General features: G+C 74.4%; 10 protein-coding genes and 1 pseudogene. 10 read left to right on the top strand and 1 reads right to left on the bottom strand.

Features of this window, described 5'->3' with window-relative positions; genetic code table 11:
* Positions 1-634: 634 nt before the first annotated feature.
* Both IE219_RS20870 and IE219_RS20865 read left to right on the top strand, forming a co-directional pair.
* Positions 635-4,345, top strand: coding sequence for a glycosyltransferase family 2 protein (locus IE219_RS20870; RefSeq protein WP_189979695.1), 3,711 nt, complete (start codon positions 635-637; stop codon positions 4,343-4,345).
* Positions 4,342-5,892: a DUF5719 family protein gene (locus IE219_RS20865; RefSeq protein ID WP_189979693.1), complete on the top strand. Its 1,551-nt coding sequence runs from the start codon at positions 4,342-4,344 to the stop codon at positions 5,890-5,892. Before IE219_RS20870 ends, IE219_RS20865 begins: the two co-directional genes overlap by 4 nt.
* 216 nt (positions 5,893-6,108) lie before the next feature.
* Here IE219_RS20865 and IE219_RS20860 read toward each other — a convergent pair whose 3' ends face one another.
* A complete protein-coding gene (locus IE219_RS20860) occupies positions 6,109-6,573 on the bottom strand; it encodes a metallopeptidase family protein (RefSeq protein ID WP_189980029.1) in 465 nt (154 codons plus the stop codon).
* A gap of 299 nt (positions 6,574-6,872) precedes the next feature.
* Between IE219_RS20860 and IE219_RS20855 the strand changes: the two genes are divergently transcribed.
* From IE219_RS20855 to IE219_RS20820, 8 genes and pseudogenes are all read left to right on the top strand, one after another.
* Complete coding sequence (locus IE219_RS20855; RefSeq protein ID WP_189980028.1) at positions 6,873-7,307, top strand: DUF3499 domain-containing protein; 435 nt, start codon at positions 6,873-6,875, stop codon at positions 7,305-7,307.
* 192 nt (positions 7,308-7,499) lie between these two features.
* Positions 7,500-8,861, top strand: coding sequence for a phosphomannomutase/phosphoglucomutase (locus IE219_RS20850; RefSeq protein ID WP_189979691.1), 1,362 nt, complete (start codon positions 7,500-7,502; stop codon positions 8,859-8,861).
* 106 nt (positions 8,862-8,967) lie between these two features.
* Complete coding sequence (locus tag IE219_RS20845; RefSeq protein ID WP_189979689.1) at positions 8,968-9,150, top strand: Trm112 family protein; 183 nt, start codon at positions 8,968-8,970, stop codon at positions 9,148-9,150.
* A 422-nt stretch (positions 9,151-9,572) separates the two neighbouring features.
* A complete protein-coding gene (locus IE219_RS20840; RefSeq protein ID WP_189979687.1) occupies positions 9,573-10,721 on the top strand; it encodes an SIS domain-containing protein in 1,149 nt (382 codons plus the stop codon).
* Positions 10,722-11,055: 334 nt separating this feature from the next.
* Positions 11,056-12,207, top strand: coding sequence for a mannose-6-phosphate isomerase, class I (gene manA / locus IE219_RS20835; RefSeq protein WP_189979685.1), 1,152 nt, complete (start codon positions 11,056-11,058; stop codon positions 12,205-12,207).
* 63 nt (positions 12,208-12,270) lie between these two features.
* Positions 12,271-13,236: a cation diffusion facilitator family transporter gene (locus tag IE219_RS20830; RefSeq protein WP_189979684.1), complete on the top strand. Its 966-nt coding sequence runs from the start codon at positions 12,271-12,273 to the stop codon at positions 13,234-13,236.
* A 370-nt stretch (positions 13,237-13,606) separates the two neighbouring features.
* A pseudogene (ahcY, locus tag IE219_RS20825) lies at positions 13,607-15,005 on the top strand (adenosylhomocysteinase).
* A gap of 90 nt (positions 15,006-15,095) precedes the next feature.
* Entirely contained in the window at positions 15,096-15,731 is a 636-nt protein-coding gene (locus IE219_RS20820) for a hypothetical protein (protein ID WP_189979683.1), read from the top strand.
* The last annotated feature ends 384 nt before the right edge of the window (positions 15,732-16,115 follow it).

Below are 16,115 nucleotides of genomic sequence, written 5' to 3'. Positions count from 1 at the left end.
CCGGCCGGCGGCCGGCCCGTGAGGAACTCCCGCCGAAAACCCCCGCGAAGACCCCCGACGGTCCGTCCCCCGCACACCAAGCGGGCGACGGACCGTTCTGCGTGAACGGCCGCGCCGCCGGGCTGCCGCGCTTCCGCCGCCCGCGTCGGGTTCGCTGCCGCGCCCCCGCTTTCCTCCCTCTTTCCTTCGGGTTTCCCCCGGCTCTCCCTTTCCCTTCCTCCGCCTTTCCCTCCGGGCGCTTCCCTGGCTCTCCGGCCCCGCCCCCGCCACCCTTTCCTCCCGCCCCTCGCGGGGGCGGGCCCGTTCCCCCCCCGGGAACCCCGGCCTCGGTCCGCCCGGGACCCGGCCCCGGCCCCGCCCCCCGAACCCGGCCTCGGCCCGGGGCTGGGCCGGGTCCGCAGCCCGGGTCCGAGGCCCGGTCCGCAGCCGGTTCGGACCCCGGTCCCGGCGGCTCCGGGCCCCGGTCCGCGCCCCCGGCTCCGGCGTGCCCGCGCCCCGCCCCCGCGCCGCCGTTGTCCACAGGCCGTCATCCACAGGGGCGGACCCCTCCGCGCACAGCCGTTAGTGTGGGCCTCCGTCCGAGACGCTCCCCACGCCCCCCGCGGGCGACCCCGGCCGGAGGGCCCGTAGCTCGATGTCCTCAACTCCTGAGTTCCCCAGGCACGTCGTCACCGCCGTGCTCGTCACCCACGACGGAGCCCGCTGGCTGCCGGACGCGCTCTCCGGGCTGCTCGCCCAGGAGCGCCCGGTGCAGGCCGCGGTCGCCGCCGACACCGGCAGCGCCGACGAGTCCGCACAGCTCGCCGCCGACGCCCTCGGCGCCGACCGCGTCCTGCACCTCGCGCGCCGCACCGGCTTCGGCGCCGCCGTCGACGAGGCCGCCCGCACCGCGCCCCTGCTCGGACCCGAGGACCTGCCCTACCTCAAGCGCCCCAGCGGCTGGGACCCCGTCAGCCGCACCTGGAACGACGAGGCGTACGACCTCCCCGACCTCCCGCACGGCGAACCGGTCCAGTGGCTCTGGCTGCTGCACGACGACTGCGCCCCCGAGCCCGGCGCCCTCGCCGAACTCCTCCGCGTCGCCGACTCCGACGCGGACGCCGCCGTCATCGGCCCCAAGCTGCGCGGCTGGTACGACCGCAAGCAGCTCCTCGAAGCGGGCGTCAGCATCGCCCGCAGCGGACGCCGCTGGACCGGCCTGGACCGCCGCGAGCAGGACCAGGGCCAGCACGACCAGATCCGCTCCGTGCTCTCCGTCTCCACCGCCGGCATGCTGATCCGCCGCGACGTCTTCGAGGAGCTCGGCGGCTTCGACCGCCGCCTGCCCCTCATGCGCGACGACGTCGACCTCTGCTGGCGCGCCCACGCCGCAGGCCACCGCGTCCTCGTCGCCCCCGACGCCGTCCTGCGGCACGCCGAGGCGTCCGCCCGCGAGCGCCGCTCCGTCGACTGCGTCGGCCGCACCGCCGCCAGCCCGCACCGCGTCGACAAGGCCGGCGCCGTCTACACCCTCCTCGCCAACACCCGCGGCGCCGCCCTGCCGTACGTCCTGCTCCGGCTCGTCGTCGGCACCGTCCTGCGCACCCTCGGCCTCCTCCTCGGCAAGGCCCCCGGCCAGGCCGTCGACGAGATCATGGGCCTGCTCGCCACCCTGCTGCGCCCCGAGAAGATCCTCGCCGCCCGCAAGCGCCGGAAGAACCCGGCGGTCGAGGCGAGCGAGCTCCGCCCCCTCTTCCCGCCGCCCGGCGCCACCGTCCGCGCCGCCGCCGAACAGCTCGCCTCCCACTTCGGCGGCGACGAGGCCGACTCAGGATCCCGCCACGGCGCCGTCGAGTCGGGCCCCGGCGGCGACGACGCCGACTTCCTGGAGATCGAGCAGTTCGCCCGGCTCAAGAAGATCGCCCGCAGGCCCGGCCCGGTCCTCTTCGCGCTCCTCCTCCTCGTCTCCCTGGCCGCCTGCCGCAACCTCTTCGCCGGCGGCTCCCTCGCGGGCGGCGTCCTGCTGCCCGCCCCCGACACCGTCTCCGACCTGTGGAACCGGTACGCGGACGCGTGGCACGCGCTCGGCACCGGCGGCACCCAGGCCGCCCCGCCCTACCTGGGCGTCCTCGCCGCGCTCTCCGCCCTCTTCCTCGGCTCCACCTCCACCGCGCTGACCGTCCTCCTGGTCTGCTCGGTCCCGCTGGCCGGCTGCACCGCCTACTTCGCCGCCCGCGGCCTCGTCGGCTCCCGCCTCCTGCTGGCCTGGGGCGCCGTCGCGTACGCCTTCCTGCCCGCCGCCACCGGCGCGCTGGCCACCGGCCGCCTCGGCACCGCCGTCCTCGCGGTCCTGCTCCCGCTGCTCGCCCGCGCCGCCGTCGCCGCCCACGGCTTCAACCGCCCCGACCGCGGCAGCTGGCGCGCCACCTGGGCGTACGCCCTGCTGCTCACCGCCACCACCGCCTTCACCCCGATCGTGTGGCCGCTCGCGGTCCTCCTCGGCCTCGGCGTCCTCGCCGTCCGCCGCGACGACATCACCGCGTACGGGCTCCGCTTCCTGGCCGCCACCGGCACCCCGATGCTGGTCCTGGCCCCCTGGTCGCTCTCCCTGCTGACCAGCCCCTCCGGCTTCCTCCACGAGGCCGGCGCGGACCTGCGCACCGGCACCGCCTCCGCCCTCGACCTGCTCGCCGCGGGCCCCGGCGGCCCCGGCACCACCGGCGGACTCCTCCTCCTCGGCCTGGTCCTCGCCGCGCTCGCCGCCCTGCTGCGCGAGGAGCGCCGCCTCCCGGTCCTGGTCGCCTGGGCCGCCGCCCTCGCCGGCCTCCTCTTCGCCGCCCTGGCCAACGGCGCGGGCGGCACCGGCTGGGCCGGCCCCGCCACCCTCGTCTACGGCGCCGCCCTGATCGCCGCCGGCATGGTCGGCGCCGAGGGCGGCCGCACCCGCGTCGCCGCCCACGGCTTCGGCTGGCGCCAGCCCGTCGCCGCCCTCATCGCCCTCGCCTGCGCCGTCGGCCCCGCCGTCGCCGCCGCCGGCTGGATGATCGGCGGCGCCGACGGCCCGCTGACCCGCCGCGACCCCGTCCAGGTCCCCGCCTTCGTCGCCGAGGAGAGCGGCCAGGAGGACCAGCCCCGCACCCTGGTGCTCGCCGGCGCCTCCGCGGGCGAGGTCGACTACACCCTGGTCCGCGGCTCCGGCGCCCGCCTCGGCGACGCCGAGCTGACCGCCGGCGCCGACCCCGACCCCCGCCTCGACTCCGTCGTCGCCAAACTGGTCGCCGGCTCCGGCGCCGACCAGACCGAGGAGCTGAGCGGCTTCGCCATCCGGTACGTGCTCGTCAAGGACGGCGCCCCGCGCCAGATGAGCCGCGTCCTCGACACCACCCCGGGCCTCTCCCGGCTCAGCCAGCTCGACGGCGCCGCCCTGTGGCGGGTCGACCGCGAGATCGCCCGCGTCATGATCGTCCCGCCCACCGCCAAGGACGCCGCCCCCGCCGGGGCGGACGCCGCCAAGGCCGTCCTGGTGCCCTCCGGCCCGGTCGAGGCCCACACCGAGATCCCGGCGGGCCCCGCCGGCCGCGTGCTGCGTCTCGCCGACCGCGCCGACGAGGGCTGGACCGCCACCCTGGACGGCACCGCCCTCACCCCGACCACCGTCGGCGGCTGGGCCCAGGGCTTCGAGCTCCCCGCCGAGGGCGGCCGCCTGGACCTCACCCACGACGAGCCGTTCACGCACACCGTCTGGATCTGGACCCAGCTCGGCCTCGCCCTCCTCCTCGTGGTCCTCGCCCTCCCCGGCCGCCGCCGCGAGATCGACGACGACCTCCCCGAGGAGGAGGCCGTCCTCCCGGCCCAGGCCGACGGCGACGGCCGCCGCGCCCGCCGCCTGCGCGCCGCCGCCGAGGCGGAAGCCGCCGCCGAGACCCTCCCCGACGACCCGGAGGACCCGCCGCACCCCGCCGGGCCCGCCCCCGTCCCCGCCTCCGTCCCCGGGCAGCAGACCGCCGAGCCGGACGCGTGGGACACCACGGGCCAGGACCCGGCCCACGCCCAGCAGGCGTACGGCCAGGACTACAGCCAGGAATACGGTCAGGAGTACGCCGCCGACCCGTACCAGCAGCAGGCGTACGCGTACCCCCAGCAGGGCTACGACCAGGGCTACGGCCCCCAGGACGGCTACGGCGCCGCCCAGGGCTACGACCCGCAGGGCTACCCCGCGCAGGGGTACGACCCGGCCCAGGGCCACGACCCGCAGGCGTACGACCCGCAGAACCCGCAGGCGTACGACCCCTACGCCGGCTACGGCTACGGATACCCCCAGGGCCACGAGACCGAGCAGCGTCCCGACGGGAGCAGCAACCAGTGAAGCGCACCACCCTCTCCCTGATCGCGGCCGCCACGGCCCTCGCCGCCGTCACCGGCTTCGCCGCGCTGACCGCCCCCGAGGAGCCCGCCGCGGCCGCCGCGGGACCCGCCCCCCAGGCGGCCCGCCTCCCGGTGGAGCGCACCTCCCTGCTCTGCCCCGCGCCCACCTCCTCCGAGGTCGGCGAGACCCTCACCACCGCCTACACCCCGCCCGGCACCGCCCCGGCGGCGGGCGGCGACGGCACGGCCGCCAAGTCCGCCGCCGTCCTCACCCCCGCGCCGAACCCGGGCCCGGCCGGCGGCGCCGGCGCCGACGACAAGAAGAAGGACGACAAGAAGGCCAAGGAGCCGAAGGCCCCCGCCCCGGTCACCGCCCCCGGCAAGCCCGTCTCCACCAAGACCGACGGCCCCGTCGCCCACGGCCTCACCGGCACCGCCACCGGCGCCCTCGCCCCCGGCTGGACCGTCCAGCAGACCACCCTCGTCCCGGCCGGCTCCGCCCGCGGCCTCCTCGGCGTCGCCTGCTCCGCCCCGGACACCGACTTCTGGTTCCCCGGCGCCTCCACCGCCAAGGGCCGCGCGGACTACATCCACCTCACCAACCCCGACGACACCCTCGCCGTCGCCGACATCGAGCTGTACGGCCCCGAGGGCAAGCTGAAGACCTCCATCCCCGAGGGCGTCCAGGTGCCGCCGCGCGCCACCGTCCCGGTCCTCCTCGGCCCGCTCCTCGCCGAGGGCTCCCAGGAGATCCTCACCGCCCACGTCACCACCCGCAGTGGCCGGGTCGGCGCCGTCCTCGGCGCCGCCGCCGACGGCCTCGGCAGCGACTGGCTCGCCGCCTCCGCCGACCCCTCGCCCAGCGCCGTCCTCCCCGGCATCCCGGCCGACGCCACCGGCGTCCGCCTGATGGCCCTCGCCCCCGGCGAGTCCGACGCCAACCTGAAGATCCAGCTGGTCACCCCCAGCGGGAAGATCGTCCCGGCCGCCGGGGACTCGCTGCACGTCAAGGCGGGCATGACCGCCTCGATCGACCTGCCCGAGCTCAACCGGGGCGCCGCCGGCTCCCTGCTGCTCACCCCGGCCGACCCCAAGAAGCCGGTGCCGGTCGTGGCCGCGCTGCGGGTCCTGCGGGGCAAGGGCGAGGCCCAGGAGACGGCCTTCGTGCCGGCCGCCGCGCCCGTCACCGCCCGCGCCACGCTCGCCGACAACCGCGCCCAGGGCACCACCCTGGTCCTCAGCGCCCCCGACGCCGCCGCCCAGGTGAAGGTCACCGCCTCGGCCGGCACCGAGGGCGGCACCCCCGCCACCCGGACCGTCGACCTCAAGGCGGGCACCACGACCGTCCTCGCGGACCTGGCGCCCAAGGACGTCAAGGGCAGCTTCGCGCTCACCGTCGAGACGGTCTCGGGCGGCCCGGTCCACGGCTCGCGGATGCTCGCCGTCACGGAGGAGGGCGTCCCGATGTTCACGATCCAGAACCTCGTCGACGACCGGGGCACCGTCCGGGTCCCGACCGCCCGCCAGAACCTCGGCGTCCTCGACTGACCCCGACGGCCCGGCCCGCGCCCCCGCGCGGCGCCCGGTGTCCGCACCCCCGAGCCCCGCGCCCGCACCGGACGCGGGGCTCGGCCCTTCACGAGACCCGGCCACGAGACCCGGCCACAGGGCCCGGCCACGGGGTCCGGTCACGAGACCCGGCCACGAGGTGCGGCGCCTTCCCGTACCGACAGAACCCGTACCGGGTCCCGTACCGAGGGAGGCTCAGTCCTGCCCGTACCGGGGGTCGACCGACTCGGGGGAGAGGCCCAGCAGCTCGGCGACCTGCTCGACCACGACCTCGTGGACCAGCGCCGCACGCTCGTCTCGCGTCTTGGAGCGCAGCTCGACCGGCCGCCGGTAGACGACCACCCGGGCGGGCTCCCGCTTCTCGGCCGGCGTCGAACCGCCCAGCGGCACCGACTCGCCCGGCACCGGCGGCGGCACGTCCATGATCATGAACTCGACGTCCTGGAGCTGCGGCCAGCGCCGCTCCAGCCGCTCCACCGAGTCCAGGACCAGATCGCGGAAGGTGTCCGCACGGCTCACGGAGAGCGGGACCTGCGGCGGTGCGACCGGCCCCCGCATGCCGCGGCCGTGCCGGTCGCGGCGGCGGACCCGCGGCTCGGCCGGAGGCTGCGCGGAGCCCTGCGGGGGGCTCGGCGGCACGGGCGGCCCAGGAGTGTCCATCACTGACGCAGCGTAACTCTCCTGGGTCACTCCGCACCGTGGCGCGTCCCCGCCGGACGCCGGGTTCCGGCCCCCGGTCCCCGCCACCCGCTGTCCGAACCTGAACAATCCGGGCGGTCAAGGGCACGATTCGGGAGCGGTCGAGGATCGGCCATCTGGCCGCGCCTGACCGGAAACCCTCGTTCGGCTGTCCGGATCGGCCTCCGCCCGACCCCCCTTGGAACCGCTCGTCCGCAGGTCGGAACGGCCCTCACCCGAAGGGGGGTGTCGGACGTCACACCGCGACACGGTGGAGTGACCTGGGGGAGAGTCGTCGCGGCCCGCTCAAGAGTGCGGTACCGTCCAACGTCGTGAGCCCTGTACGTCGCTGTTCGCGCACCGCGTGCGGCCGCCCTGCCGTCGCGACACTGACGTACGTCTATGCCGACTCGACCGCGGTCCTCGGCCCGCTCGCCACTTACGCCGAGCCCCACTGCTACGACCTGTGCGCCGAGCACAGCGAGCGCCTCACCGCCCCGCGCGGCTGGGAGGTCGTGCGGCTCTCCGACGGATCCGCCCCCGGCCGCCCCAGCGGCGACGACCTCGAAGCCTTGGCCAACGCGGTCAGGGAAGCGGCCCGCCCCCAGGAGCGCGCCGCCGAGCCCGGCGGCAAACCCGGCACCGGACGCAACGGCGACCCCATGGAAGTGGGTCGCCGGGGCCACCTCCGCGTCCTGCGCTCCCCCGACAACTGACACCGTCCGCCTCCGCGGCACGGGACCGCGCCCCGTTCCGATCCGCCGCCAGGGGGATCGTTCCTCCGCCGACCGACGGCGGATACCGGCCCCCGCGGACCGCCGCCGGGGTGCCCCGTCCCGCCCCCGGGTAGTTTGGGCGTTCCGTACGCGCGCCGCACACGCGTGCCGAGAACTCAGGAGGGTGGATCCGTGACTGCCGATCTGTCGCAGATCGTGAAGGCGTACGACGTCCGCGGGGTGGTCCCGGACCAGTGGGACGAGCGGCTCGCCGAGCTGTTCGGCGCCGCCTTCGTCCAGGTGACCGGAGCCGACGCGATCGTCGTCGGCCACGACATGCGCCCCTCGTCGCCCGGCCTCTCCGACGCCTTCGCGCGCGGCGCGACCCGCCTCGGCGCCGACGTCACCCTCATCGGGCTCTGCTCCACCGACCAGCTGTACTTCGCCTCCGGCAGCCTCGGCCTGCCGGGCGCCATGTTCACCGCGTCGCACAACCCGGCCCAGTACAACGGCATCAAGATGTGCCGCGCCGGTGCCGCCCCCGTCGGCCAGGACACCGGCCTCTCCGACATCCGCGCCCTCGCCGAGCGCTGGCTGGAGGAGGGCGCCCCCGAGGCCGCCGCCACCCCCGGCACCGTCACCGAGCGGGACACCCTCGCCGACTACGCCGCCCACCTCAAGGCGCTGGTCGACCTCACCGCGATCCGCCCCCTCAAGGTGGTCGTCGACGCGGGCAACGGCATGGGCGGCCACACCGTCCCCACCGTCCTCGACGGCCTCCCGCTCGATGTCGTCCCGATGTACTTCGAGCTCGACGGCACCTTCCCGAACCACGAGGCCAACCCCCTCGACCCGAAGAACATCGTCGACCTCCAGGCCCGTGTCCGCGCCGAGGAGGCCGACCTCGGCCTCGCCTTCGACGGCGACGCCGACCGCTGCTTCGTCGTCGACGAGCGCGGCGAGCCGGTCTCCCCGTCCGCGATCACCGCCCTCGTCGCGGCCCGCGAGCTGGCCAAGCACCCCGGCGGCACGGTCATCCACAACCTGATCACCTCCTGGTCCGTCCCCGAGGTCGTCCGCGAGCACGGCGGCACCCCCGTCCGCACCCGCGTCGGCCACTCCTTCATCAAGGAGGAGATGGCGAAGTCCGGCGCCGTCTTCGGCGGCGAGCACTCCGCGCACTACTACTTCAAGGACTTCTGGAACGCCGACACCGGCATGCTCGCCGCGCTCCACGTCCTCGCCGCTCTCGGCGGCCAGCCCGGCCCGCTCTCCGAGCTGACCGCCGCCTACGACCGCTACACCGGCTCCGGTGAGATCAACTCCACCGTCGCCGACCAGGCCGCCAGGACCGCCGCGATCAAGGCCGCGTACGAGCACCGCGACGGCGTCACCCTCGACGAGCTCGACGGCCTCACCGTCACCACCGCCGACTGGTGGTTCAACCTCCGCGCCTCCAACACCGAGCCGCTGCTCCGCCTCAACGTCGAGGCCCGCGACGAGGCCACCATGACCGCGGTCCGCGACGAGGTCCTCGCCCTCGTCCGCGCCTGACCCGCCCGCCGCCGGGGCCCCGGGGGAAGACCGCTCGCCGAGCCGCGTCCCCCCGCCCCCGGCGGTAGGCTGACCAGCACTGTTCTCTGGTACGAAGGGACACCCCATGCCGCTCGAAGCCGGCCTCCTGGAGATCCTGGCCTGCCCGGCCTGCCACGCTCCGCTGAACGACCGCACGGCCGACGAGACCCCCGAACTGGTCTGCGCCTCCGCCGACTGCGGCCTCGCCTACCCGGTACGCGACGCGATCCCGGTCCTCCTCGTCGACGAGGCCCGCCGCCCCTCCTGACCGGGGGCCCTGGCCCGGCCGGACGGATGCTCCGGACCACTGGATTTTGGATCCCGGATCCCGACTTCTGGATCCGGCGTCCGGAATCCCGGATCCAATGCTCCGGATCCCGGATCCTGCATTACGGCTCCTGGATTCCAGATCCATGGTCTTGGATCCAAGATCCGCGATCGTGGATCCAAGGTTCAGGATCCAAGTTCCACGACCTCGGATTCCGGATCCCGGATCCAAGCTCCTGGATCCTGGATTTTGGATCCGAGATCCCGGACCTTGGATCCAAAATCCTGGCTCCAAGCCCGGCCACCAGCACCAGGACATCCAGGCCGACAACCCCGGCCGACCCCTCAGGCCAGCCACCCTGGGCCCCGGACCAGGCGCCCTGGCCGGACATCCTCGACCCGGACCCCGCCCCGGAGGCCCCCATGCTGGACGAGACCCTGCTCGACGCGCCGGACGCCCTCGCCCTGGCCGACCGCCGCGGCCTCCTGCGCGGCGCCGCCGAAGCGGGCGCCCGGGTCAGGACCGCCGCACGCCACGCCGCGGAGGCCGGCATCGCCGCCCTCCGCCCCGAGGGCCGCCCCCGTGCCGTCCTCGTCGCGGGACCCGGCACCGCCGCCGCGGGCGTCGCCGACCTGATCGGGGCCCTCGCCGGAGCCTCCGCCCCCGTCGTACGGCTCGCGCCCACCGGCGTCGCCCCCGCCGCCGGCGCCCTCCGCTGGGCCCTCCCCGGCTGGGCCGGCTCCGTGGACCTCCTGCTGCTCCCCACCACCGACGGCTCCGAGCCCGGCCTCGCGCTCCTCGCCGAGCAGGCGTACCGCCGCGGCATCACCGTCGTCGCCGTCGCCCCCCGCGACTGCCCCCTCTCCGAGGCCGTCAGCGGCTCCCGCGGCCTTTTCGTCCCCATGGCGATGGCCCCGCACGAGCAGCCCGACGAGTACGGCGAGAACCTCGCCGCCAGCCCCGGCGCCCTCTGGGCCCTCTTCACCCCGCTCCTCGCCCTCCTCGACCGCGTCGGCCTCCTCGAAGCGCCGCCCGAGGCCCTGGAGCGGGTCGCCGACCGCCTCGACCGCACCGCCGAACGCTGCGGCCCGGCCATCGCCACGTACTCCAACCCGGCGAAGACCCTCGCCACCGAACTCTCCGAGACCCTCCCGCTCGTCTGGACCGAGGGCGAGGCCGCAGGACCGGCCGGCCGCCGCTTCGCCGCCGTCCTCGCCGAACTCGCCGGCCTCCCGGCCCTCGCCGCCGAGCTTCCCGAGGCGCTCCCCGCCCACGGCGTCCTCCTCGCCGGCGCATACGCCGCCGCGGCCGACCCGGACGACTTCTTCCGCGACCGTGTCGAGGAGCCCCAGGCCCTGCGCGCCCGCGTCGTCCTCCTCCGCGACCGCCCGGCGGGCGGCCTCAGCGCCGCCCCCGCCGCCCGCGAACTCGCCCTCGGCCACGACACCGCGCTCAGCGAGCTGGAACCGGAGGAGGGCGACCCGCTGGAGACCCTCGCGGAGCTCCTCGCCGTCACCGACTTCGCCGCCGTCTACCTCTCCCTCGCCACCCCGGCCCACCCCGCCCCCTGACCCCCGCCGACCCCACCGGGAACCAGGAACGGGCCACCGGGCACCGAGCCCGGAGAAACCGGCCACCGGGAACCAGGCCCCGGCCCCGGAGGAGCACGGAGTACGGCGCGCCGCACACCGAACCCGAGGCGCGACACCTTCGCGCACACCCCCGGGCCGCACCCGTGCGCACACCCCCGCGCACGCCCCCGGCCACCCCCGCGCCAGGTCCCGGACCCCCGCCCGTCACCCGCCCCCTGTCACCTGGCGTCTGACACCGTCAGACCCGGCACCGCGCCGCCGCGTCCGGCACCGTCATCACCACCGTCCCCGCCCCGAGGAGCTGGAAGGCACCATGGACCGCCTCGTCAACACCGTCCGCCCCTACGCCTGGGGATCCACGACGGCCCTCCCGGAGCTGCTCGGCACCGCCCCCACCGGCGAGCCGCAGGCCGAGTTGTGGATGGGCGCCCACCCCGGCGGTCCCTCCCTCACCCCGCGCGGGCCGCTCGACGAGCTGATCGAGGCCGACCCCGTACGCGAACTGGGCGCCGCCGCCGAGGCGAAGTTCGGCCCCCGCCTGCCCTTCCTCCTCAAGGTCCTCGCCGCCGGCGCCCCGCTCTCCCTCCAGGTCCACCCCGACCTCGACCAGGCCCGTGCCGGATACGCCGCGGAGGAGGCCGCAGGCATCCCGCTCGACGCCCCCCACCGCACGTACCGGGACGCCAACCACAAGCCCGAGATGATCTGCGCCCTCACCCCCTTCGAGGGCTTCTGCGGCTTCCGCGCCCCCGCCGACGCCGCCGACACCCTCGCCGCCCTCGGCGTCGACTCCCTCAAGCCCTACGCGGACCTCCTCCTCGCCCACCCCGAGGACGCCGCCCTCCGCGAGGTCCTCACCGCCCTGCTCACCGCCGACCCGGCGGAGATGGCCGGGACCGTCACCGAGGCCGCCGAGGCCGCCGCCCGGCTCGGCGGCGCCCACGCCCCGTACGCCGTCCTCGCCCACCACTTCCCGCGCGACCCCGGCGTCATCGCCGCGATGCTGCTGCACCACATCCGGCTCCAGCCCGGCGAGGCCCTCTACCTCGGCGCGGGCGTCCCGCACGCCTACGTCTCCGGCCTCGGCGTCGAGATCATGGCCAACAGCGACAACGTGCTGCGCTGCGGCCTCACCCCCAAGCACGTCGACGTCCCCGAACTCCTCCGGATCGTCCGCTTCGACCCCGCCGAGCCCGCCGTGCTCCGCCCAGAGGCGTCCCCGACGGGAGAAGAGGTCTACGAGACCCCCATCGACGAGTTCCGCCTCTCCCGCTTCGTACGGTCCGAGGGCGCCGCCCCCACCGACCTCACCACCGGCACCCCGCAGATCCTGCTCGCCACCGCGGGCCGCCCCACCGCCGGGGCAATCCCCCTCACACCGGGCGAATCCGTCTTCGTCCCGGCCGGTGAATCCGTCGAACTCTCCGGAGCGGGCACGGTGTTCCGCGCCACCGTCGTGGCCTGATGCGACAATGACCGGCCGTACGGCCGCCCGGCCGGAGCACCGACGAAGGGAACAGGCAGACCGATGAGCGCGTCAGGCGGAACCAAGGCGATCGTGGCGGCCCTCGCCGCCAACCTCGCGATCGCCGTAGCCAAGTTCGTGGCGTTCCTCTTCAGTGGCTCGTCGTCGATGCTGGCCGAGAGCGTCCACTCGCTCGCCGACTCCGGCAACCAGGGCCTCCTCCTGCTCGGCGGCAAGAAGGCCCAGCGCGAGGCCACCCCCCAGCACCCCTTCGGCTACGGCCGCGAGCGGTACATCTACGCCTTCCTCGTCTCCATCGTCCTCTTCTCCCTCGGCGGCATGTTCGCGCTCTACGAGGGCTACGAGAAGATCAAGGAGCCGCACCCGATCGAGGCCTGGTACTGGCCGGTCGGCGTCCTCGTCTTCGCGATCATCGCCGAGTCCTTCTCCTTCCGCACCGCGATCAAGGAGTCGAACGAGATCCGCGGCAACCTCTCCTGGAAGGAGTTCGTGCGCCGCGCCAAGGCCCCCGAGCTGCCCGTCGTCCTCCTGGAGGACTTCGGCGCCCTCATCGGCCTCGTCCTCGCCCTCGGCGGCGTCGGCCTGGCCCTCGCCACCGGCGACGGCGTCTGGGACGGCATCGGCACCCTCTGCATCGGCGTCCTGCTCGTCCTCATCGCCTTCGTCCTCGCCGCCGAGACCAAGTCGCTGTTGCTCGGCGAGTCCGCCGGCCTCGACGAGGTCAAGAAGATCGAGGACGCGATCGTCGACGGCGACACCGTGACCCGCCTCATCCACATGCGCACCCTCCACCTCGGCCCGGAGGAGCTCCTCGTCGCCGCCAAGGTCGCCGTCCAGCACGACGACTCGGCCACCGAGGTCGCCCAGGCCATCAACGATGCCGAGGCCCGCATCCGCGCCGCCGTCCCGATCGCCCGGGTGATCTACCTGGAGCCCGACATCTACAGCGACTCCGCCGCCGCGACCGGCTCCAACCCGGCCAAGAGCCCCGGCGGCACCGGCCACTGAGCCCGCCGCCACCCGGCACACCCCGCAGACTCCACGGACCCCACAGACCTTCGTACGCCTCCCGTACGAACCCCCGCACCACCCGCCGAACACCCGGCCGAGGCCCCCGGAGCGCACCGCGCCGCCCCGGGGGCCTCACCCGTGCGGACTGTGGTCCGTGCGGCCGATCGGTGTAGATTCGAGACGAGCCAGACGTCGCTGCTGATGGCGGTCGGGCGGTTCCCCAGGGGACCGGCCGAGGGAGAGAGGGCCTCCGACGACTGCACCGCGCACCACCCGGGCATTCGTGTGCCCGCAGGTGCCTCGACCGCGGTGTCAGGCGCCACCGACCGACCCTCGCCCATCCGATCCACGAGGAGCAGCACCCGTCATGACGACTGCCGCACAGCAGGACTTCAAGGTCGCCGACCTGTCCCTGGCCACGTTCGGCCGCAAGGAGATCACCCTCGCCGAGCACGAGATGCCCGGTCTGATGTCGATCCGCCGCGAGTACGCCGCGGCGCAGCCGCTGGCCGGTGCCCGGATCACCGGCTCGCTGCACATGACCGTGCAGACCGCCGTCCTCATCGAGACGCTGGTCGCCCTCGGCGCCGACGTCCGCTGGGCCTCCTGCAACATCTTCTCCACCCAGGACCACGCCGCCGCGGCCATCGCCGTCGGCCCGAACGGCACCCCGGAGAACCCGCAGGGCGTCCCGGTCTTCGCCTGGAAGGGCGAGACCCTGGAGGAGTACTGGTGGTGCACGGAGCAGGCCCTGACCTGGCCGAACACCCCCACCGGCGGCCCGAACATGATCCTGGACGACGGCGGTGACGCCACCCTCCTCGTCCACAAGGGTGTCGAGTTCGAGAAGGCCGGCGCCGCCCCGGACCCGGCCACCGCGGACAGCGAGGAGTACGGCTACATCCTCCGCCTCCTCAACCGCACCCTTGCCGAGTCCCCCCAGAAGTGGACCCAGCTCGCGTCCGAGATCCGCGGCGTGACCGAGGAGACCACCACCGGCGTCCACCGTCTCTACGAGATGATGCAGGCCGGTACCNAAGTACGGCTGCCGCCACTCGCTGATCGACGGCATCAACCGCGCCACCGACGTCCTCATCGGCGGCAAGACGGCGGTGGTGTTCGGCTACGGCGACGTCGGCAAGGGCTGCGCCGAGTCGCTGCGTGGCCAGGGTGCCCGGGTGATCGTCACCGAGATCGACCCCATCTGCGCCCTCCAGGCGGCGATGGACGGCTACCAGGTCGCCACCCTCGACGATGTGGTCGAGACCGCCGACATCTTCATCACCACCACGGGCAACAAGGACATCATCATGGCCTCGGACATGGCCCGGATGAAGCACCAGGCGATCGTGGGCAACATCGGTCACTTCGACAACGAGATCGACATGGCGGGTCTGGCGAAGATTCCGGGCATCGTGAAGGACGAGGTCAAGCCGCAGGTCCACACCTGGACCTTCGAGGACGGCAAGGTCCTGATCGTCCTGTCCGAGGGCCGTCTGCTGAACCTGGGCAACGCCACCGGCCACCCGTCCTTCGTGATGTCGAACTCCTTCGCGGACCAGACGCTGGCCCAGATCGAGCTCTTCACGAAGCCGGAGGAGTATCCGACGGACGTCTACACGCTGCCCAAGCACCTGGACGAGAAGGTCGCCCGTCTCCACCTCGACGCGCTCGGCGTGAGGCTCACGACCCTCCGCCCGGAGCAGGCCGCCTACATCGGCGTCCAGGTCGAGGGCCCGTACAAGCCGGACCACTACCGCTACTGATCCCCTCCGGATCTCCGCAGCGCACCCCAGCAGGCCCCCGGCACCCCGTGCCGGGGGCCTGCCCCGTCCCTCCGACCCACCCGAGGACCCATGCCCCGCGGCCGCTACTCGCTCCACGACCCGCACGACCACACCCCCCTCGGCGAGGAGCACTTCCACTGCGCCCCCGGCCCTTCCGGCTGGCGGTACGTCTCCCGGCTCACCACCCCCGCCGGCGAACACCGTGGCTCGGCCGACCTGGCGATCGACGGGCTGGGCCGCCCGATCCGCCTGGAACTCCAGTCCGGCGGCTGGCAGGTCCGCGCCGCCGCCCTCGACGGCGTCACCTGGGTCCGCACCGACCCCACCGGCGCCGAGGCCACCGAGGGAAACGTCCGCGCCCACGCCTTCACCGGTACGTCCCCGGCCTTCCTGGTCGCCCTGACCCGCCTCCTCCGCCTCACCCCGGATTCCCCCGGAACCCGCGTCCGGCTGGTCGCCTTCACGGACCCGGTCCTCGCCCCCCTCACGGTCGACCAGTCCTGGACCCTGCTGAAAAGCGCGGAGCACCCCACGGACACCGGCCCCCTGACCGTCGACGAGTACCGGGTCGACACCCTCGACACGGGGGAGCGGCACACCGTTCACATCGCCGGCGACGTCGTCCTCGCGGCCCCCGGCATCGAACTGGAAGACCTCGACACCCCGCCCTCGGTCTTTCCCCCCGACTTTCCCCCGGCCGGCTGAGCCGCCCGATGTGCGAGGCACCCTGACGAGCTGCTAGGGTCCTCCAGTACCCACAAAAGCCGTTGACACGGCATGCGTGGGGAGGTAGATTCGTGTGGTTGCCTGGAGTTGGACAAACTCGGCAGCAATCAACTAGAGTCTGACTCACTTCCGATTCTCATCTTCGAATCACGAAAAGCCGCCGATTAGGTAGCCGGAAATGGTTCTGATAAAGTCGGAAAGCGCCGGAAGGCCCCGAGGAAAGAAAAAGAATCGGGACCGGAAAGCACCGAGGAAATCGGATCGGAAAGATCTGATAGAGTCGGAAACGAAGGAAGCGCCCGGAGGGCCCGGAAACGGGACTGAAGGAAGCGTCCGCACCTTGAGAACTCAACAGCGTGCCAA

It is taken from the genome of Streptomyces termitum (assembly GCF_014650175.1).
Classification (GTDB): domain Bacteria; phylum Actinomycetota; class Actinomycetes; order Streptomycetales; family Streptomycetaceae; genus Streptomyces; species Streptomyces termitum.
Note: the sequence above shows the minus strand (reverse complement) of the source record. Positions and strands in the feature narration are given on the sequence as shown.